The sequence below is a fragment of the Pseudomonas putida genome (genome assembly GCF_005080685.1).
GTDB classification, from domain to species: domain Bacteria; phylum Pseudomonadota; class Gammaproteobacteria; order Pseudomonadales; family Pseudomonadaceae; genus Aquipseudomonas; species Aquipseudomonas putida_V.
The window spans coordinates 4,779,341-4,799,047 of record NZ_CP039371.1 but is presented as its reverse complement, the minus strand read 5'-3'; the positions used below and the strand labels follow the sequence as shown (position 1 = coordinate 4,799,047).

At 62.8% G+C, this 19,707-nt stretch carries 12 protein-coding genes; 5 read left to right on the top strand and 7 right to left on the bottom strand.

Features of this window, described 5'->3' with window-relative positions; translation table 11 throughout:
• Nucleotides 1-98 precede the first annotated feature (98 nt).
• Nucleotides 99-1,163, top strand: coding sequence for a 23S rRNA pseudouridine(2605) synthase RluB (gene rluB / locus E6B08_RS22200; RefSeq protein WP_136915978.1), 1,065 nt, complete (start codon nt 99-101; stop codon nt 1,161-1,163).
• Nucleotides 1,164-1,986: 823 nt separating this feature from the next.
• A complete protein-coding gene (locus tag E6B08_RS22190) occupies nt 1,987-3,393 on the top strand; it encodes an amino acid permease (protein WP_192938579.1) in 1,407 nt (468 codons plus the stop codon).
• 88 nt (nt 3,394-3,481) lie between these two features.
• Here E6B08_RS22190 and E6B08_RS22185 read toward each other — a convergent pair whose 3' ends face one another.
• On the bottom strand, nt 3,482-4,366 hold the full coding sequence (locus tag E6B08_RS22185) for a LysR substrate-binding domain-containing protein (RefSeq protein ID WP_136915976.1): 885 nt from the start codon (nt 4,364-4,366) through the stop codon (nt 3,482-3,484).
• Nucleotides 4,367-4,518: 152 nt separating this feature from the next.
• Here E6B08_RS22185 and E6B08_RS22180 point away from each other — a divergent pair, with 152 nt between their 5' ends.
• Nucleotides 4,519-7,542 carry an FAD-binding and (Fe-S)-binding domain-containing protein gene (locus tag E6B08_RS22180; RefSeq protein WP_136915975.1) on the top strand — a complete coding sequence of 1,008 codons (3,024 nt, stop codon included), beginning with the start codon at nt 4,519-4,521 and terminating at the stop codon, nt 7,540-7,542.
• Nucleotides 7,543-7,680: 138 nt separating this feature from the next.
• Here E6B08_RS22180 and E6B08_RS22175 read toward each other — a convergent pair whose 3' ends face one another.
• The 5 genes from E6B08_RS22175 to phhA all read right to left on the bottom strand — a co-directional run bounded on the left by E6B08_RS22175 (nt 7,681) and on the right by phhA (nt 14,815).
• Nucleotides 7,681-8,877, bottom strand: a complete 1,197-nt coding sequence (locus tag E6B08_RS22175; protein WP_136915974.1) for an MFS transporter — start codon at nt 8,875-8,877, stop codon at nt 7,681-7,683.
• A 92-nt stretch (nt 8,878-8,969) separates the two neighbouring features.
• Nucleotides 8,970-13,157, bottom strand: a complete 4,188-nt coding sequence (locus E6B08_RS22170) for a deaminase domain-containing protein (RefSeq protein WP_136915973.1) — start codon at nt 13,155-13,157, stop codon at nt 8,970-8,972.
• A 162-nt stretch (nt 13,158-13,319) separates the two neighbouring features.
• Nucleotides 13,320-13,445 carry a hypothetical protein gene (locus E6B08_RS31355; RefSeq protein ID WP_265411721.1) on the bottom strand — a complete coding sequence of 42 codons (126 nt, stop codon included), beginning with the start codon at nt 13,443-13,445 and terminating at the stop codon, nt 13,320-13,322.
• Nucleotides 13,446-13,635: 190 nt separating this feature from the next.
• The gene (locus tag E6B08_RS22165) at nt 13,636-13,992 is read right to left on the bottom strand and encodes a 4a-hydroxytetrahydrobiopterin dehydratase (protein ID WP_136915972.1); all 357 of its coding nucleotides are present in this window, start codon (nt 13,990-13,992) and stop codon (nt 13,636-13,638) included.
• A 34-nt stretch (nt 13,993-14,026) separates the two neighbouring features.
• Nucleotides 14,027-14,815: a phenylalanine 4-monooxygenase gene (phhA, locus tag E6B08_RS22160; RefSeq protein WP_136915971.1), complete on the bottom strand. Its 789-nt coding sequence runs from the start codon at nt 14,813-14,815 to the stop codon at nt 14,027-14,029.
• Between the two features lie 253 nt (nt 14,816-15,068).
• Here phhA and E6B08_RS22155 point away from each other — a divergent pair, with 253 nt between their 5' ends.
• Nucleotides 15,069-16,628, top strand: a complete 1,560-nt coding sequence (locus E6B08_RS22155) for a sigma-54-dependent transcriptional regulator (RefSeq protein ID WP_136915970.1) — start codon at nt 15,069-15,071, stop codon at nt 16,626-16,628.
• Nucleotides 16,629-16,715: 87 nt separating this feature from the next.
• Here E6B08_RS22155 and E6B08_RS22150 read toward each other — a convergent pair whose 3' ends face one another.
• The gene (locus E6B08_RS22150; RefSeq protein ID WP_136915969.1) at nt 16,716-16,970 is read right to left on the bottom strand and encodes a DUF2790 domain-containing protein; all 255 of its coding nucleotides are present in this window, start codon (nt 16,968-16,970) and stop codon (nt 16,716-16,718) included.
• Between the two features lie 429 nt (nt 16,971-17,399).
• Here E6B08_RS22150 and acs point away from each other — a divergent pair, with 429 nt between their 5' ends.
• Nucleotides 17,400-19,361, top strand: a complete 1,962-nt coding sequence (gene acs / locus E6B08_RS22145; RefSeq protein WP_136915968.1) for an acetate--CoA ligase — start codon at nt 17,400-17,402, stop codon at nt 19,359-19,361.
• Nucleotides 19,362-19,707 lie beyond the last annotated feature (346 nt).

The following is a 19,707-nucleotide window of genomic DNA, read 5'->3' as shown; positions in this document are numbered from 1 at the left end:
TCCAGTGCGTTCCCAACCCGAACCGCGTATGATGCGCGGCCTTTTGGCGCGTTCGTCGCCAGAACCCTGTTTTCATTCCTACACCGGGAGGTGCCCAGATGAGTGAGCAAGACCTGCAAGATACCGAGATCACCCCTCCATCCGGCGAAAAGCTGCAGAAAGTGCTGGCGCGCATCGGCGTGGGCTCGCGCCGTGACGTCGAAGCCTGGATCAGCCAGGGCCGCATCAAGGTCAACGGCGTCGAGGCCACCCTCGGCCAGCGCGTCGACCTGCACGACGCCATCGCCGTCGACGGCAAGCTGATCAAGCGCGAGGAGGCTGCCGAGGCCACCCGCCGGGTGATCATGTACAACAAGCCCGATGGCGAGATCTGCACCCGTGACGACCCGGAAGGCCGTCCAACCGTGTTCGACCGCCTGCCACGACCGAAAGAAGGTCGCTGGATCAACATCGGCCGCCTGGACATCAACACCACCGGCCTGCTGCTGTTCACCACCGACGGTGAACTGGCCAACCGCCTGATGCACCCGTCCTACGAGATGGACCGCGAATATGCGGTGCGTGTACGTGGCGAAGTCGACGATGAGATGATCGAGCGCCTGAAAGCCGGCGTGATGCTCGAAGACGGCCCGGCCAAGTTCACCGACATCCAGAAGGCGCCGGGCGGCGAAGGCTTCAACCACTGGTATCACTGCGTGGTGATGGAAGGCCGTAACCGCGAAGTACGCCGCCTGTGGGAATCGCAGGGCATGGTGGTCAGCCGCTTGAAGCGCGTGCGCTTCGGCCCGGTGTTCCTCAACTCCGACCTGCCGATGGGCCGCTGGCGTGAAATGACCCAGGGCGAGATCGACATCCTCGCTGCCGAGGTAGGCTTGCAGCCGGTGGCGCTGCCAGCGGTCAACCTCAAGACCAAGGACCGCATGGAGCGCATGCAGCGCAAATCCTCCCGGCCGATGGGGCGCAACGAGCGGGTACGCAACCTGCGTCCGGCCCATGAGGGCGGCGCTGCCGAGCGTCCTGCGCGCCAGCCGCGCGAAGAAGCGCCGCGCAAGGGCAGCCGCGGCAGCGCCGTGGCCGAGCGCCCGAGCGACATGCGCAAGCGCCCTACCAAGCCCGAAGGTGACAAGCCGGCAGGCCGTGGTCGTGGCAAGCCGCGTGGTTGATTCGCTGCGGTGACCCAAAGCCAGCCTCCGGTCTAATGCAGTTCACTTGAGATTGCCGGGGCTGCTACGCAGCCCATCGCGACACAAGGCCGCTCCCACATTGTCCGTGGTTGCCCTGTAAATAGGGGCATTCACGGTCTGTGTGGGAGCGGCCTTGTGTCGCGATGGGCCGCAAAGCGGCCCTAATGCCGGCGATGTCGTGCTTAAGTGAACAGCATAAGCCTCCGGGCTGGCTTTTTTGTGCCTGCGATAGGCACTCCAGCTTCGCCAACCTGTTGAACGGAAAGATTATTTCGGACGACTGGCAAGTTCTCGAACCACCCTGTAAACAAATCTGTACAAAATCAGCTGAAAGCAGCCCTGTTTTGGGATTTTTCTGTCCTCTGTAAACATGGCTTTCCGCAAGCGCCTTCCTCAAGAGCCCTCCATCTGCGTCCACCCCCTTGCCGCAACCGCTCTACAACGCTGAGATAGCGGGCATTGCCGTGTGCAAGAAGCCCGACCGTAGAGTCGGGTCTACAGAACAAGAAATGGAGGCGCCATGTACGCCGATCACCCAGCCTTCCAAGGCCTCTACCCCAGGCACGCTGCGTTTTTCTCTCGGGAATTGACGCAACGCGTTGACGCCTGCGCGCTTGCGGGGGTATACAGTGCGCCGCGTTTTACCTGTGACCCTCCTGCGTACCCGCGCACTCTTGTTCAAGGCCGGCTGGCTGGCCCGTGCTCAAGAAACCCAAGGTAACCACCTTGCCCATTCCGCTGCGCCACGAGCGCGGTGGGTCCGATTCCGTCACAGATAAAAACAATGCAGGTGACTTCGTTCATGAGTGGACAAAACATGCATTCAGGCGAGCTGAAGCGCGGCCTGAAGAACCGCCATATCCAATTGATCGCCCTCGGCGGCGCGATTGGTACCGGCCTGTTCCTGGGCTCGGCGGGGGTGATGAAATCCGCTGGCCCGTCGATGATCCTTGGCTACGCCATCTGCGGCTTCATCGCCTTCATGATCATGCGCCAGCTGGGCGAGATGATCGTCGAGGAGCCGGTGGCCGGCTCGTTCAGCCACTTCGCCCACACCTACTGGGGCGGCTTTGCCGGCTTCCTTTCGGGCTGGAACTGCTGGGTGCTGTACATCCTGGTCGGCATGTCGGAATTGTCCGCAGTCGGTAAGTACATCCACTACTGGTGGCCGGAGATCCCGACCTGGGTCACGGCGGCCGGTTTCTTCCTGCTGATCAACGCCATCAACCTGATGAACGTCAAGGTGTTCGGCGAGGCCGAGTTCTGGTTCGCGATCATCAAGGTCGCGGCGATCGTCGGCATGATCGGCCTGGGCGCTTACCTGCTGACCAGCGGCAGCGGCGGTCCGGACGCTTCGGTGAGCAACCTGTGGTCGCACGGTGGCTTCTTCCCGCATGGGGTGAGCGGCCTGGTGATGGCCCTGGCATTCATCATGTTCTCGTTCGGTGGCCTGGAAATGCTCGGCTTCACCGCAGCCGAGGCCGACAAGCCGAAGACCGTGATCCCCAAGGCGATCAACCAGGTCATCTACCGGATCCTGATCTTCTATGTCGGCGCTTTGGTCGTGCTGTTGTCGCTGACCCCTTGGGACAGCCTGGTCGCCAGCATCGACGCATCCGGCGGCAGCTACGGCAGCAGCCCGTTCGTCCAGGTGTTCTCGATGCTGGGCAGCGACGTGGCCGCCCACCTGCTGAACTTCGTGGTACTGACCGCGGCGCTGTCGGTGTACAACAGCGGCACCTACTGCAACGCCCGCATGTTGCTGGGCATGGCCGAGCAAGGGGATGCCCCGGCGGCACTGGCCAAGGTCGACAAGCGCGGGGTGCCGGTGCGTTCGATCCTGGTATCGGCGGCCGTGACCCTGATCGCCGTGCTGCTCAACTACCTGATGCCGCAGAATGCACTGGAGCTGCTGATGTCGCTGGTGGTCGCGACCCTGGTGATCAACTGGGCGATGATCAGCTACTCGCACCTGAAGTTCCGCCAGCACCTCGACCGTACCGGGCAGAAGCCTTTGTTCAAGGCGCTGTTCTACCCGTATGGCAACTACCTGGTGCTGGCTTTCGTGGTGCTGATCCTGGGCGTCATGCTGATGATTCCTGATATCCAGGTCTCGGTGTATGCGATTCCGGTGTGGTTGCTGGTGATGTTCCTGTTCTACGTGGTCAAGGGCAAGCGCCGGGTGGTGGCTCAAGCTGCTGCCAAGTAAGTGTTAGCGCTTGATGAAAACCCGATGTCAGGTGACTGGCATCGGGCTTTTTGTTGTCTGTGCCGGCCCTTCGCGGGCTGTAGAAATGTCAGATCTGCTCCAACAACCAACCGCGAAACGCCCGCAGCGAAGGCAACGCCTCGTTCCTCGGCGGATAGATCAGGTAATAGCTGCGCTGGCTGGCAAACGCTTCCCCAGGGCTGAACAACTCGCCCTTGGCCAGCTCTTCCTCCACCAGAATCCGTGGCACCAGCCCAATGCCGATCCCCGCCCGCACCGCCTGGATCAAGTGCGAGGTCAGCTCGAAACTCGGCCCCAGGCGCATTGCCCGGTGCGGCAGGCCGTGGTGGGAGAACCACTCGCCCCAGGCATGCGGGTTGTTGGCCACGTTCAGCAGCACCTCTTCGCTGATCCGCGATGGCCCCCAGCCGTGGTCATCGCCAGCAGCCTGCGGCGGCAGTATCACCACCAGCTCCTCGGCATGCAGGCGATGGCAGATCAACCCAGGCAGGTCGTGGCTGGCCACGCCGATGGCGGCGTCGATTTCGCTGGTAGCGAAGTTGATGGCTTCGATTCGTGAATGAATATGCACCAGCATGCCCGGATGCGCGCTGTAAAACGCATGCAGGCGCGGCAACAGCCACTTGGAACCGAAGGTCGGCAGCGTCGCCAGGCGCAGGGTGCCGACCCCGGACTGGTAGGCCAACGCCTGCAAGGTCGCGCTGCGGATGCGCCCGAGTGCCTCGCTCAGCTCGCGCTGGTACAGCCGGCCGACATCGGTCAACTGCACCTGGCGGCCTTCGCGGCGGAACAAGGTCAGCCCCAGTTGCTGCTCCAGGGCCTGCACCTGGCGGCTCACGGCGCTTTGGGTCAGCGACAGTTCAGCGGCTGCGCGGGTGTAGCTTTCATGCCGGGCAGCAGCCTCGAAAGCCAGCAGTAGCGACATCGACGGAGTGAGGTGTCGGTAATTCATTCATAAAAGTCATCGATAGCGGCAGGATTATCCGTTTGCCCCCGCAGCGAAACTACAGGAACATTGGCCCATACGTCATCCCTGCATGAAACGACCCATGCCGGTACGACAGGTTTTCCGTGAATTAGCCAATATCAAGAGGCCATCCTTCGATGATCGCCCAGCTGCAGACCACCCCGCCGAGCGCCAACTACCCCGAATTCCTCGAAGCCCTGCGCAGCAGCGGCTTCCGTGGCCAGATCAGCGCCGACTACGGCACCCGTACGGTGCTGGCCACCGACAACTCGATCTACCAGCGCCTGCCCCAGGCGGCGGTGTTCCCAATGGACGCCGACGACGTGGCGCGGGTGGCCACTTTGATGGGAGATGTCCGCTTCCAGCAGGTCAAGCTGACCCCGCGCGGTGGCGGCACCGGCACCAACGGCCAATCGCTGACCGACGGCATCGTCGTCGACCTGTCGCGGCACATGAACAGCATCCTCGAGATCAATGTCGAGGAACGATGGGTTCGGGTCCAGGCCGGTGTGGTCAAGGACCAGCTCAATGCCGCGCTCAAGCCCCATGGCCTGTTCTTCGCCCCCGAGCTGTCCACCTCCAACCGTGCCACCGTTGGCGGCATGATCAACACCGATGCCAGTGGACAGGGCAGTTGCACCTACGGCAAGACCCGCGACCACGTGCTCGAGCTGCACAGCGTGTTGCTCGGAGGCGAGCGCCTGCACAGCCTGCCGATCGACGACACCGCGCTGGAGCAGGCCTGCGCCGCGCCTGGCCGGGTTGGCGAGGTGTACCGCATGGCCCGCGAGATCCAGGAAACCCAGGGCGAACTGATCGAGCGCACGTTCCCCAAGCTCAATCGCTGCCTGACCGGCTACGACCTGGCCCACCTGCGCGACGAGCAGGGCCGATTCAACCTCAACAGCGTGTTGTGCGGCGCCGAAGGGTCGTTGGGTTACGTGGTCGAGGCCAAGCTCAACGTACTGCCGATCCCGAAATACGCGGTGCTGGTCAACGTGCGCTACACCAGCTTCATGGATGCCCTGCGCGATGCCAATGCGCTGATGGCGCTCAAGCCGCTGTCGATCGAGACGGTCGACTCCAAGGTGCTGATGCTGGCGATGAAGGACATCGTCTGGCATAGCGTTGCCGAATATTTCCCGGCCGACCCCGAGCGTCCGACCCTGGGCATCAACCTGGTGGAGTTCTGCGGTGACGAGCCTGCCGAGGTCAATGCCCGGGTCGAAGCGTTCATCGAGCACCTGCGCAGCGATACCAGCGTCGAGCGTCTGGGCCATACCTTGGCCGAGGGCGCCGAGGCCGTGACCCGCGTGTACACCATGCGCAAGCGTTCGGTGGGCCTGCTCGGCAACGTCGAAGGAGAAGTCCGCCCGCAGCCATTCGTCGAGGACACCGCGGTGCCGCCGGAGCAGTTGGCCGATTACATCGCCGACTTCCGCGCGCTGCTCGATGGCTATGGCCTGGCCTATGGCATGTTTGGTCACGTCGATGCCGGCGTGCTGCATGTTCGCCCGGCGCTGGACATGAAGGATCCGGCCCAGGCTGCCTTGGTCAAGCCTATTTCCGATGCCGTGGCGGCGCTGACCAAAAGCTACGGCGGCCTGCTCTGGGGCGAGCACGGCAAGGGCCTGCGCTCGGAATACGTGCCGGAATACTTCGGCGAACTGTACCCTGCGCTGCAACGCCTGAAAGGCGCGTTCGATCCGCACAACCAACTCAACCCCGGCAAGATCTGTACCCCGCCCGACAGTACCGAAGGCCTGACCAAGGTCGATGGCGTGACCCTGCGCGGCGACCTCGACCGTACCATCGACGAGCGCGTGTGGCAGGACTTCCCGAGTGCCGTGCACTGCAACGGCAACGGCGCCTGCTACAACTACGACCCCAACGACGCCATGTGCCCGTCGTGGAAGGCCACCCGTGAACGCCAGCATTCGCCCAAGGGCCGTGCTTCGCTGATGCGCGAATGGCTGCGCCTGCAGGGCGAGGCCAACATCGACGTGCTGGCGGCGGCGCGCAACAAGGTTTCGTGGCTCAAGGGCCTGCCAGCACGGCTGCGCAACAACCGTGCGCGCAGCCAGGGCCAGGAAGACTTCTCCCACGAGGTGTACGACGCCATGGCCGGTTGCCTGGCGTGCAAGTCGTGCGCGGGGCAGTGCCCGATCAAGGTCAACGTGCCGGACTTCCGTTCGCGCTTCCTCGAGCTGTACCACGGCCGCTACCAGCGCCCGCTGCGCGACTACCTGATCGGCTCGCTCGAGTTCACCATTCCGTACCTGGCCCATGCGCCTGGGCTGTACAACGCGGTGATGGGCTCGAAGTGGGTGAGCAAGCTGCTGGCCGACAAGATCGGCATGGTCGACAGCCCGTTGATCAGCCGTTTCAACTTCCAGTCGACCCTCACCCGCTGCAAGGTCGGCGTGGCCAGTGTGCCGGCGCTGATGGAACTGACCCCGGAGCAGCGCGAGCGCAGCATCGTGCTGGTGCAGGATGCCTTCACCCGTTACTTCGAGACGTCGGTGCTGGCCAATTTCATCGAGCTGGCGCATCGCCTGGGGCATCGCGTGTTCCTTGCGCCTTACAGCGCCAACGGCAAGCCGCTCCACGTTCAGGGCTTCCTGGGCGCCTTCGCCAAGGCGGCGATCCGTAATGCCGCCCAGCTCAAGGCCCTGGCCGATTGCGGCGTGCCGCTGGTGGGCCTGGACCCGGCGATGACCTTGGTCTATCGCCAGGAGTACCAGAAGGTGCCGGGCCTGGAGGGTTGCCCGACGGTCTTGCTGCCGCAGGAGTGGCTGGTCAAGGTGCTGCCCGAACAGGTCGCGCCGGCAGCGCCGGTACCTTTCCGGCTGATGGCGCATTGCACCGAGAAGACCAACGTGCCGGCCAGTACCAAGCAATGGGAGCAGGTGTTCGCTCGCCTGGGGCTGAAGCTGGTGACCGAGGCCACCGGTTGCTGCGGCATGTCCGGTACCTACGGGCACGAGGCGCGTAACCAGGAGACGTCGCGGACCATCTTCGAGCAGTCCTGGGCGACCAAGCTGGACAAGCAGGGCGAGGCCTTGGCCACGGGCTATTCGTGCCGTAGCCAGGTCAAACGCATGACCGAGCGGCAGATGCGCCATCCGCTGGAGGTGGTGCTGCAGTACGCGCAGCGCTGAAGCCTGCTGGGGCCTTATCGGGCCTCTTCGCGGGCAAGCCCGCTCCTACAAGTACCCCACCGCTCCTGAATTCGGTGAAGTACCTGTAGGAGCGGGCTTGCCCGCGAAGAGGCCCGAAACGGCACCTGAAAAATCAGATCAAGGCACCTGCTTGCGCCCCACCCGCGCCTGCCGGTACAGATACAAACTCAGCACCAGCCCACACGCCGCCGCCCCGGCGGCGAACAGAAACATCGAAGCGAAGCCGAACCCCGCCGCCACCGCCCCCACCAGCGGCCCGGTAATCCCCAGCGACAGGTCGATGAACAACGAATACGCCCCCACCGCCGACCCACGGTTGGCGGCCGAGACCTGATTCACCGCCTCCACCCCCAGCGCCGGGAATACCAGCGAGAACCCGAACCCGCTCAGTGCCGCACCCGCCAGGGCCAGCTCGGCATTGGGCGCGAGCCATAGCATCAGCAATCCCAGGGTCTCCACCGACAGGCACACGATAGCCACGCGGAAACCGCCGATACGGTTGATCAGGTTGCCGAACAGCAGGCGCGCACTGATGAAGCTGGCACCGAACAGGCTCAGGGTCAGGGCTGCATTACTCCAGCCTCGGCTGCTGTAGTACAGAGTGATGAAAGTGGCGATGGTGCCGAAGCCGATCGACCCCAGGGCCAGACCCGAACCATGCGGGAACACCTTGCCCAGCACGCGCAGGAACGGCAGGCGCACGCCGCTGACGATGGGCGCGGCACGCTTGGGCCAGGCCAGCAGCAGGCCGATCACACCGAGCAGGATGATGCTCACGCCCATGCTCCACAGCCCCAGGTGCCTGACCATCAGCACGCCCAGCGGCGCGCCGATCGCCAGTGCGCCGTAGCTGGCGATGCCGTTCCAGGAAATGACCTTGGCGGTGTTCTCGGCGCCGACCCGGCCGATGCCCCAGCCGATCGAGCCCGATCCCACCAGGCTTTCGGCGCTGCCCAATACCAGGCGGCCGATGAACAGGCAGGCCAGGCTCAGCCAGGGCAGCTCGGTGAGAAACGCACAGGCCAGCATGAACACGCCGCTCAGGCCGCAGCCGGCCAGGCCATACATGACCGCTTTCTTGCTGCCCAGGGTGTCGATGATGCGGCTGGCGATGGGGCGGCTGAGCAGGGTGGCGAGGTATTGCACGCTGATCACCAGCCCGGCGATCACGGCACTGAAACCCAGTTCGCTGTGCACGTAACCGGGCAGCACGGCCAGCGGGATGCCGATGTTCAGGTAGCCAATGAAAGTGAACAGGACGATGGACACCACCTGGGCGGTGATGGCCAATGAAGACGTACGGCTTTGTGGCATTGCAAGGTCCATTGCTGCGGTAAGGCGGGCGTGGTGTGCTGCCATCTTAACCACAGCAAGGACGTTTGTGGGTGAAGGTTTTCAGCAAGCGGTCAGACCGGGTATTCGAGCATCCAGGTCACGCTGAACGTTGCCTGCGGGTAATCCAGGCGCAGCCGGGGCAGGACGTAGCCGCCACACGAGCGGCAGGTATCGAGCAGGGTGAAGAACGCGATGCTTTCAACCTCGGCGCTGCGGGCGAGCAGGGCATGATTGAGCGCGGTGGCGATCTGTCGCTCGGCATCGAGGTGGCGTTTGTGGTGGCGCACCGCAAGAAAGTCCGCACGGCGCAGGGTGGTCAATTCGCTGAAGCGCGGGTCCGATGGCAACCCCTGGATCGCCTGCCGGGCATCGATGTAGCGGATGTTTGGCGTTTGTCGCACCGTCGGCACGATCTCCAGTACGCGCCTGCCGGGGGTGCCCGAGAGCGAGAAGAACACCAGGCGGCTCTGGTCCCTGAGGGTTACGCTGGCAAACGCCAGGTTGGCCGGATGCAAGTGCTGACGCAAGGCAGCCAGAGCGCTGGCGTCGAGCAGCGGTGTCGAGGCCGAGAGGGTATAGGGCGCTGCGCTTCCGGTGGCCGGTAGCAAGTCGTCGAGTACGCCGAGCAAGTGCTGGCGCTCTACCAGGCTGGCTTGGTTGAATTGCCGCCACGCCGGGATGATTTCCCGGTTCAGCCCGACCACACCGCTGCGCGCCAGGCCCGCCAGGGCGTCCTGGGCGGGAGCGTGGGTGAGAATATTGCGGGCATGCAGCGGTGGCAGGCGCGACTGCGCCGCTTGCAGGAAGTCCATGAAAGGCGAGCGCTGAATGGGTTCGAAGGTATTGGTCTGGTCGATCCAGTCACGCAACAGTTGGGTAAGGTTGTCGATATCGCGTTGCAGGTTCGGGCGCTGGGTGACGATACGGTAGGTTTCGCTGATTTCCAGGTAGCGATCGATCGCTTCTTCGTCCCGGATCCTGTCGAAATAACGGCGTAGATCGCGCGGTGCCTGTGCCAGCTTGCCGGGCTTCGGTGGCACCACTGGCAGGGTGGCCTGCCACGCCCAAGGCTGGTGCCGGGCGCCATAGAACACGCCGAGGTCGGCTTCGACGACCAGCCATTGCTCGCCGCGCCAGTCTATGACCGCGCCGCGCAACGTACGCCGGTCGGCGATGGTACGTGCAAGCCCTCCCAGGCGCACAGGTGGGCAATGCGCGTTGATCATCCTGATCTGCTCGATGGGCAGGTCATCCGGTAGGCCAAATCCGATTTCCGCCGACGGATCGACCACGATGCGCCGATGGTAGACCGGCGGGGCAATGACGCCGAGCCTGAGTTGGGTTTCGGAGACCGGCAAGGGTTTTATGCGGTTTGGATGCCCGGGTGCATGCTGGACCACCTTGCCCTCACGCACCATTACCTGGGCCCAGGTGTCGAAGCGGGTATTCTGCGGGCGGAAACGGATCGGTGCCGGTTCGATCCGGACTGTCTGGAAGGCGTGGCTGATTTGCTGGCCAAGCAATGGGGTACCGGCGTCATTCGCCGGCGGGCTGAAGCGCAGGGCGATATGCGCTTCGCCGTGGGGGTAAAGCGGGCCTTCCAGGCTAGGTGCCTGGTTGAGCAATGGTTCATGTTGCAGGCGGCGGGCAACGGCTTGTGCCGGACGCTGGCGATAGGCGACGCCCTGGACGATGGCGTCGATGTTGTCGGCATCGCGATAGATGAGCCGCGGCTGGGTCGCGTGCTCCCAGGCCAGGGGCGCGTTGTTGCCGGGGATTCGGTCAAGCAGCAGGCCGTCCGGTGTCTGTCCGGGCAGGACCCGGCGTTGCACCATGAGGTCGTTAGCCGTGGATGTCGACAGTTCGGGCGCGCTGTGCCAGCGCCTGGGCGCAGCGTTGCGTTGGCTCAAGGCGTTCGTGGCTGATTCACGGCTCAAGCGCCTGGCCGCACGGACCATGCCTTGTTGGGCGGTCACGGCGCTCTCACCCAGCACGCTGGATAGCCGCCTGATCGGTTTGAACAGCCGGCCTGCGACGCTGATGGCTCCGCCTGTCACCATGAGCAGGTCGAGCCCACAGCCCAGCGCCTCGGTACCGGTGCGGGGCGCGATGCAGCTGACCCCCGGCACGATGTTCGAAAACAAATTAAGCAAGTAACGGCCCAGGCTGGTCGTGTGCCTGCTGGCGATAAACCGTTCATGGTCGCTCAGGCCTTTGCCCAAGGCATGCAGAGCGTCACGGTTACCCAGGGCGATCGAATCGGCATAACAATCTACCAACGCCGCGACCCGCCCCTGCTCGGGCGCTGCGAGCAATCTGCGGAGCATCGGAAAATCAGCCGAGAGCCAGGGAAGCGCGGTCTGGTTGAAGGTATCGTAGTCGAGGTTCAAGTACTCGGGCAGCTGCGCTGGCTGGATCGCCGGAATGACCTGGACCCGCCATTGCACCCGCTCGGGGAACAGTTCGTAGAGCAGATCGCTGTCCTCGCCAGGGGCATGGACCACCATGCCTTGCGTGCCGACCTCCCAATGCCAGTCCTCGTCCGCTCCCTCGCCGTAGGCCGGGCGCCCGGCGTTGCCGATGTACGATGGCCAGGTCACGGCGTAGGCCGTCCAGGTGCCATCGCGCAGGCGGTCTTGATGATCTTGCGGAAGATGGCCCAGGCAACGTTGCAGGATTGCCTGATAGAGCGTCTTGGCCCGTTGTGCCCAGGCCTCGAACGCGTTGTCGTACCATGCGCTCATGTCGGCTAAGCCTGCGATGTTTCGGTAGCCGGCGCCATGGTCGAGATACCGCTGCAGGTGCAACTGCCCATCGACGTCGCGACCTTGTGGATCCACTCCGGCCAGGCGCAGTCGCTGCCGAGCTTCGTCGAAGCGGTCGGGCAGGTCGCGCAGGCTTTCCTGGTCGCAGGCGGCTTGATAACGGTGCAGCGCCAGTTGCCATTCCTGCTCCGACCAGGGGGGCGAATGGTCGAACCCCCCTTTGATCTGCGCCCACAAGGCCAAGGTGTCTTGCAATGCTTCGGCGGGGATTGGGTCATCCTCTTGCTGAGGCGCCTGCAATACCCGTTCGACCTGTTCGAGCGTCATCGGTCGTTGTCGGGCCATCGCCATCATCGCGCCTTGCCGCAGGGTCGCCCAGCACACATCCGGCGTATAGACGAAGCCTAGAGGGTAGTTTTCCAGCAGCAACTCAGGGGCGAAGCGGCGCATCAGCAGTTCGCTGAGCAGCGCTGCGATCGCAGGGCTGCAGCCGAGGCTGGCCTGGACGCTGTTGGTCAGGTCGAGGCGGATTTCCTCCGGGCTCAGGGTTTCGTTGGTGGCGCTGAACAACTCGAAATCGAGAATGAAGCCGGCGCGCTGGGCTTCAGGTGGATAAAGCGTATCCACCAGCGCCTGCTCGCCGAGCGCGAGGTAGTCGGAAGTCGAGTCCCATGCGGCAGAGTCAGCCAGGTTTCGTGCCCACTCGACGAAGCTGGCCGAGTGCAACAGCGCGTCAAGCACCTGGCTTGGCGGTGCGTTCAGCGCATGCCCCGGCAACATGACCTTGCCATAGGCGTTGGGTTGCTGCCCTGCCGCCAGCTCACGGGCAGTAGGCGGGCGGTAGCGTCGACCCTGTGCATACAGTGAAGCCCCGAGTACCTCGAGCAGATGGGTGAGTGTGTGGGTACCAGCAGAGGGCGCCAGCAGATGCTCAACCAGCAACGGCAATGCCAGATAGTCGTCCAGCGCCAGTGGGCGCGAAGGGCGGCGGGGCATCGTGGGAGGGGTTGGGTCGGGTCCGTAGCGCAGCACTGCGGCGGCAATGAAGCAGTCGCCACGGGTTTGGCACACCTGCCGGGTCCATAGCGTCTGGGCAAGGCTGCAGATCGTGTACGGGTGCGTGGCGGGTGTGGTGTCGGCCATGTCGGCCGCAAGTGTGCCATCGAGGGCGAGTATGACCGTGTACGCCAGTTTTTTCTGAAGCAGGGCCACATGTAACGGCAGTACCGGCGATTGCGCCGGGCGCTGCAGGCAGAGGTTGAAGTGCACGCGCGCGGTTTCGCTGGCAAACGCCTTTTCCAGGCACGCTCGCATGGACTGGTCATGCAGCTCGGTAGGGAACAGGGCGCCCAGTCCCAAGGCCTGATCGAAATGGTCACTGAGCGAGGTTTTCAAGTCCAGCGGCCCAGAGAGCGGGCTATGCAGGCGGATGTGCTCGGCGTCGAGCGAGTCGATGCGAGCGAGGATCTCGGTGGTGTCGGCGGTCTGTTGCACGCTGCTGTCTCCTGTGAAAGGGAGCAGGAGTCTGCGTGGCGCCGCCAGGTGCAGGTGGTAGTGGATTGTTACAACGGAGCAGGGAGTCTTAACGGTGTGAAAACGTGATGACGGGGGTGGCCCGCAGGTCAGCCGTTTTCACACAGTCGGAGGGATGCGCGGTTATTCCTGGTCAGCGCTGGATTTATCGTCGCCATCCTCGACGGCAGGCGTCGGTTCGGTATGGGCAGCAACGGTTTGCTCTTCGGGTTTCAGGCTTGGGAAGGGAAGATTCGGGATTTCATGCATCTCGTCGTTCCTCGCAAGTGTGAGTGAAAAGTCTGCGCCAGGCGCGTTTCTAGGCTCGTTCAAGCTGGGGCAGGATACACAAGTCTGGATGACAGTTTGCATCTTTTCCCGGTCGCTGGTCGGTTTTGCGGGCGGATACCGGACGGGTTTCACGAAAAAGGGGCCTGTCAGCGGCCCCTTCGTTCAGCGTTCACTTACGCCCATCAGCTGTTTCGGCGACCTTGTCGGTGCGCGCGCACATGATGAAATCGTTGCGGTGCAGGCCCTTGATCGAGTGGCTCCACCACGTGACGGTGACTTTGCCCCACTCGGTAAGCAGGCCAGGGTGATGCCCTTCGGCCTCGGCGATTTCGCCGATGGCGTTGGTGAACGCCAGGGCATGCTTGAAGTTCTTGAACAGGAACACGCGCTCGAGCTCCATGTGGCCGTCACGTACTTCGATGTTCCAGTCGGGGATTTCGCGGATCAGCTCGGCCAGTTCCTCGTCGGTGACTTTTGGCGCGTCGGCGCGGCAGGCTTCGCAATGGGCTTGGTTCAAGGCATTCATGGTTGTCTTCCGTTCGAGTTGTGGTCGGGGCGGCTCAGGCGGCGGCCTTGGGCGGAAACTTCGGCGCGTGCAGGCCAAGCTGCATGGCTTGCTGGACCATGCCCATGATGTCTTCGTGGGCCAGGTCGAACAGGCGCTTGAGGTTCGGCAGCACGAAGTACAGCGGCTGCAGTATGTCGATGCGATACGGGGTGCGCATCGCTTCGATCGGGTCGAAGGCCTGGTGCTCCGGCTCGCCGGACAGGCTGTAGACGGTTTCCTTGGGCGAGGAAAGGATGCCGCCACCATAGATCTTGCGACCTTGCGGGGTCTCCATCAGGCCGAACTCGATGGTCATCCAGTACAGCCGCGCCAGGTAAACGCGCTGTTCCTTGCTGGCGGCAAGGCCCAGCTTGCCATAGGTATGGGTGAATTCGGCGAACCAGGGGTTGGTCAGCAGCGGGCAGTGGCCGAAGATCTCGTGGAAGATGTCTGGCTCCTGCAGATAGTCGAGTTCCTCCGGGGTGCGGATGAACGTCGCCACCGGGAAGCGCTTGCTGGCCAGCAGCTCGAAGAAGGTCTGAAAGGGGATCAGCGCCGGCACGCGGGCAACCTGCCAGCCAGTGGTGGCCGCCAGCACCTTGTTGATCTCGCCCAGCTGCGGAATGCGATCGTGGGGCAGCTTGAGCTGGTCGATGCCGTCCAGGTACTCCTGGCAGGCTCGGCCTTCGATGACCTTCAACTGACGGGTGATCAGCGTGTTCCACACCGCGTGTTCCTGCTGCGGGTAGTCGATAAAACCGTGCGCATCGGGCTCGCGTGCCACGTATTGCGTCTGTTTCATGTGGCTCTCCTGGTGAGGGCTTTCTTGTTATGTCCACGACATGATTAGACATTACCCCCGCCAGGGAGGAATGCACGGGACAGGGCACTGCGAGCAGGTAGCCTCTGGGCGCTATTTCGTAACGATTATTTTACAAAAAGACCTGGATGGCGGAAAATCTGCAGCATCCAGCTGGCATTTCGTGGGAAATTGTCAGCTTATCTTTACGACTTTTCTGCGCGTGATCGAAAAAAGTCCGCGCCCGAGAGCTTCCATGCGTATCAAAGTGCATTGCCAGAACCGCATCGGCATCCTTCGCGACATCCTCAACCTGTTGGTGGAATACGGCATCAACGTGCTGCGCGGCGAGGTGGGTGGCGACCACGGTAACGCCATCTACCTGCATTGCCCGAACCTGATCAACCTGCAGTTCCAGGCGCTACGGCCCAGGTTCGAGGCCATTGCCGGCGTGTTCGGCGTCAAGCGCGTGGGCTTGATGCCCAGCGAGCGCCGCCATATGGAGCTCAACGCTTTGCTCGGTGCGCTGGAGTTTCCGGTGCTATCGGTCGACATGGGCGGCAGCATCGTTGCCGGTAATCGCGCTGCGGCGCAGTTGCTGGGCGTGCGGGTGGACGAGGTGCCGGGGCTGCCGCTGTCGCGTTACGTCGAGGATTTCGACCTGCCCGAACTGGTGCGGGCCAACAAGTCGCGGATCAATGGTCTGCGGATCAAGGTCAAGGGCGATGTGTTCCTGGCCGATATCGCGCCGTTGCAATCGGAGCATGACGACAGCGAGGCACTGGCCGGCGCGGTGTTGACCCTGCATCGCGCCGACCGCATCGGTGAGCGCATCTACAACGTGCGCAAGCAGGAGCTGCGAGGCTTCGACAGTATTTTCCAGAGTTCGCGGGTGATGGCGGCGGTGGTGCGCGAGGCGCGGCGCATGGCGCCGCTGGATGCGCCATTGCTGATCGAGGGCGAGACCGGCACCGGCAAGGAATTGCTCGCCAGGGCCTGCCATCTGGCCAGCCCGCGTGGACAGTCGCCGTTGATGGCGCTCAATTGCGCCGGCTTGCCCGAATCCATGGCCGAGACCGAGTTGTTCGGCTACGGCCCCGGCGCGTTCGAAGGTGCGCGTGCCGAAGGCAAGCTGGGGCTTCTGGAGCTGACGGCGGGGGGAACGTTATTCCTCGATGGGGTCGGTGAGATGAGCCCGCGTTTGCAGGTGAAGCTGCTGCGCTTCCTGCAGGATGGGTGCTTCCGCCGGGTAGGCAGCGATGAGGAGGTTTACCTGGACGTGCGGGTGATCTGCGCCACCCAGGTCGATCTTTCGGAATTGTGCGCGCGCGGCGAGTTCCGCCAGGACCTGTATCACCGGCTCAATGTGCTGTCGCTGCACATTCCGCCGCTGCGTGAGTGCATGGATGGCCTGGAAGGGTTGGTGCAGCACTTTCTCGACCAGGCCAGCCGGCAGATCGGCTGCGCCTTGCCCCGTCTGGCACCTTCGGCGATGGACAAATTGGGCCAGTACCACTGGCCAGGCAATGTGCGGCAGTTGGAAAACGTATTGTTCCAGGCCGTTTCGTTATGCGAGGGCGGAGTGGTCAAAGGCGAACATATTCGTTTGCCAGATTATGGCGCACGGCAACCCTTGGGCGAGTTTTCCCTGGATGGGGATCTTTCGCAGATTGTCGGACGATTTGAAAAGGCCGTATTGGAAAGTCTGCAGGCAGAGTTTCCAAGTAGCCGGGCTTTGGGGAAAAGACTGGGTGTGTCGCATACGACGATTGCCAACAAGTTACGGGAATATGGTGTGGGCAAGTCGGCGGATTAAGTGTCGTTAATTGAATCCAGGTCACGTTTCAAGTTACAGCCGTTCGGGCGGTGAAGGGGCCCCCGCAGCAGGGCCCCGATTCAGCGATCAGCCGTTGGAGCAGCCGTTACCCATCACGCGGTACTCGAGAATGTGCTTCTGGCCCTTGGAGTCTTCATAGGTCATGCGGGCTGGTACTACTTCGCAGACATTTGGCACTTCGCTCATGGAGATGACGCGAGCGATGTCCAGATGTTGCGAGTAGCTGTATTGTTCAACCGGAATCTGCTCGACATCTTTTGCTTCATCGGCCAGTGCCGCGCCGCAAAAACCGCCAAGTACCAATACCAGTAAAGCTTTCATTTTCATTTTACCTGTCTAAGGTCGTGATGGGGTGCGCGGCGCTTGTGGCGCCGCGAGTACAGCCAAGTTTCAACTATCGGGATTAGAGGGGGATTAACGTTTGCCTTCGTGGGGGCTGTTGCCAGTTGTTAATCGCCTTTGCCTTGTTGGCGAGATCAATTTTATGCCCCGTTAGTTGCGGGAAACAGAGTCTGTTTTGATAAAGTTTTTTTGCCTTTTGACAGAATCGGTAACAATCGCCCCCGGCAAGCCATCCGGTTTTTCCCCTCGCCAAGCCGCCGCCCGCGGGCTAGAGGGCCCGCGCCAGAGCCGGGCCGGTTCGCAGCGTCGCGCTACTACCATCGTCGAATGGATTTTCCCGCTCTGGTACAGTTACAAACGATTCATACGGTTTCATACAAAAACAACTATTACACCGAGGTAACACAGATGAGTGCGGCTCCACTGTATCCCGTTCGTCCCGAGGTTGCGGCCACTACCCTGACCGACGAGGCCACCTACAAGGCCATGTACCAGCAATCGGTGATCAACCCGGACGGATTCTGGCGCGAGCAGGCGCAGCGTCTCGACTGGATCAAGCCCTTCAGCAAGGTCAAGCAGACCTCCTTCGATGACCACCATGTCGATATCAAGTGGTTCGCCGACGGCACTCTGAACGTTTCCTCCAACTGCCTGGACCGCCACCTCGAAGAGCGCGGCGACCAGCTGGCAATCATCTGGGAGGGCGACGACCCTTCCGAACACCGCAACATCACCTACCGCGAGCTCCACGAGCAGGTCTGCAAGTTCGCCAACGCCCTGCGCGGGCAGGACGTGCACCGTGGCGACGTGGTGACCATTTACATGCCGATGATTCCCGAGGCCGTGGTAGCCATGCTGGCCTGTGCCCGCATCGGTGCGATCCATTCGGTGGTGTTCGGTGGTTTCTCCCCTGAGGCGCTGGCCGGGCGCATCATCGACTGCAAGTCCAAGGTGGTGATCACCGCCGACGAGGGTGTCCGTGGTGGCCGTCGTACCCCGCTCAAGGGCAACGTCGACCTGGCGCTGACCAACCCCGAAACCAACAGCGTGCAGAAGATCATCGTGTGCAAGCGCACCGGCGGCGACATCGCCTGGCACCAGCACCGCGACATCTGGTACGAGGACCTGATGAAGGTCGCCTCCAGCCACTGCGCGCCAAAGGAAATGGGCGCCGAAGAAGCACTGTTCATCCTTTATACCTCCGGTTCCACCGGCAAGCCCAAGGGGGTGCTGCACACCACCGGCGGCTACCTGGTATACGCCGCGCTGACCCACGAGCGGGTGTTCGACTACCGCCCGGGCGAGGTCTACTGGTGCACCGCCGACGTGGGCTGGGTCACCGGCCACAGTTACATCGTCTATGGTCCGCTGGCCAATGGCGCGACCACGCTGCTGTTCGAAGGCGTGCCGAACTATCCGGACATCACCCGCGTGTCGAAGATCGTCGACAAGCACAAGGTCAACATCCTCTACACGGCCCCGACCGCCATTCGCGCCATGATGGCCGAAGGCGAGGCGGCCGTGGCCGGTGCCGATGGTTCCAGCCTGCGCCTGCTGGGCTCGGTGGGTGAGCCGATCAACCCCGAAGCCTGGAACTGGTACTACAAGACCGTGGGCAAGGAGCGCTGCCCGATCGTCGATACCTGGTGGCAGACCGAGACCGGCGGCATCCTGATCAGCCCGCTGCCGGGTGCCACCGGTCTCAAGCCTGGCTCGGCGACCCGTCCGTTCTTCGGTGTGGTGCCAGCACTGGTCGATAACCTGGGCAACCTGATCGACGGCGCGGCCGAAGGCAACCTGGTGATCCTCGATTCCTGGCCAGGCCAGTCACGTTCGCTGTACGGCGACCATGACCGCTTCGTCGATACCTACTTCAAGACCTTCCGGGGCATGTACTTCACCGGTGACGGTGCGCGTCGCGACGAGGACGGCTACTACTGGATCACCGGTCGCGTGGATGACGTGCTCAACGTTTCCGGCCACCGCATGGGTACTGCCGAGATCGAAAGCGCCATGGTCGCCCACCGCAAGGTGGCCGAAGCGGCGGTGGTGGGTGTGCCGCACGACATCAAGGGGCAGGGCATCTATGTCTACGTCACCCTCAATGCCGGTGAGGAACCGAGCGAGCAACTGCGCCTGGAGCTGAAGAACTGGGTGCGCAAGGAAATCGGCCCGATCGCTTCGCCGGACGTCATCCAGTGGGCGCCAGGCCTGCCCAAGACCCGCTCGGGCAAGATCATGCGGCGTATCCTGCGCAAGATTGCCACCGGTGAGTACGATGCGCTGGGCGATATCTCGACCCTGGCCGACCCGGGGGTCGTGCAGCACCTGATCGACACGCACAAGGCCATGAGCCTGGCTTCGGCCTGATAGGCCCCGGCTGCCTCTGGGCAGCCCATGGCCGGCATTGAAAAACCCCGCCCAGGCAACCGGGCGGGGTTTTTGCTTTCCTGTTACCCGACAGACATCGGTAACTCTTCTGTCACCGTTTTCGCACGAGATCGGGGCGACTGGAAACATCGGTGTGCTGTTGTGGGGCGATTTTGTAGGGTTTTTTTACAAGGCTGCAGGCTTCACTTGCCGTGGTTCAAGGCTTTGCCAATAATAGGCCCGTTAATTGCTAGTTCTATAGGTTCTATTCCTTGGCTCTTGCATATATTGCAGAGGCTGTCAACCTCGCCCCACGCTGTTTCTAGCGCTTCTATAAGTAGTTGTC

Coding starts and splice junctions, on each gene's coding strand:
- rluB (WP_136915978.1), top strand. CDS start 99: ATGAGTGAGCAAGACCTGCAAGATACCGAGATCACCCCTCCATCCGGC.
- E6B08_RS22190 (WP_192938579.1), top strand. CDS start 1,987: ATGAGTGGACAAAACATGCATTCAGGCGAGCTGAAGCGCGGCCTGAAG.
- E6B08_RS22185 (WP_136915976.1), bottom strand. CDS start 4,366: ATGAATTACCGACACCTCACTCCGTCGATGTCGCTACTGCTGGCTTTC.
- E6B08_RS22180 (WP_136915975.1), top strand. CDS start 4,519: ATGATCGCCCAGCTGCAGACCACCCCGCCGAGCGCCAACTACCCCGAA.
- E6B08_RS22175 (WP_136915974.1), bottom strand. CDS start 8,877: ATGCCACAAAGCCGTACGTCTTCATTGGCCATCACCGCCCAGGTGGTG.
- E6B08_RS31355 (WP_265411721.1), bottom strand. CDS start 13,445: ATGCATGAAATCCCGAATCTTCCCTTCCCAAGCCTGAAACCCGAAGAG.
- E6B08_RS22165 (WP_136915972.1), bottom strand. CDS start 13,992: ATGAATGCCTTGAACCAAGCCCATTGCGAAGCCTGCCGCGCCGACGCG.
- phhA (WP_136915971.1), bottom strand. CDS start 14,815: ATGAAACAGACGCAATACGTGGCACGCGAGCCCGATGCGCACGGTTTT.
- E6B08_RS22155 (WP_136915970.1), top strand. CDS start 15,069: ATGCGTATCAAAGTGCATTGCCAGAACCGCATCGGCATCCTTCGCGAC.
- E6B08_RS22150 (WP_136915969.1), bottom strand. CDS start 16,970: ATGAAAGCTTTACTGGTATTGGTACTTGGCGGTTTTTGCGGCGCGGCA.
- acs (WP_136915968.1), top strand. CDS start 17,400: ATGAGTGCGGCTCCACTGTATCCCGTTCGTCCCGAGGTTGCGGCCACT.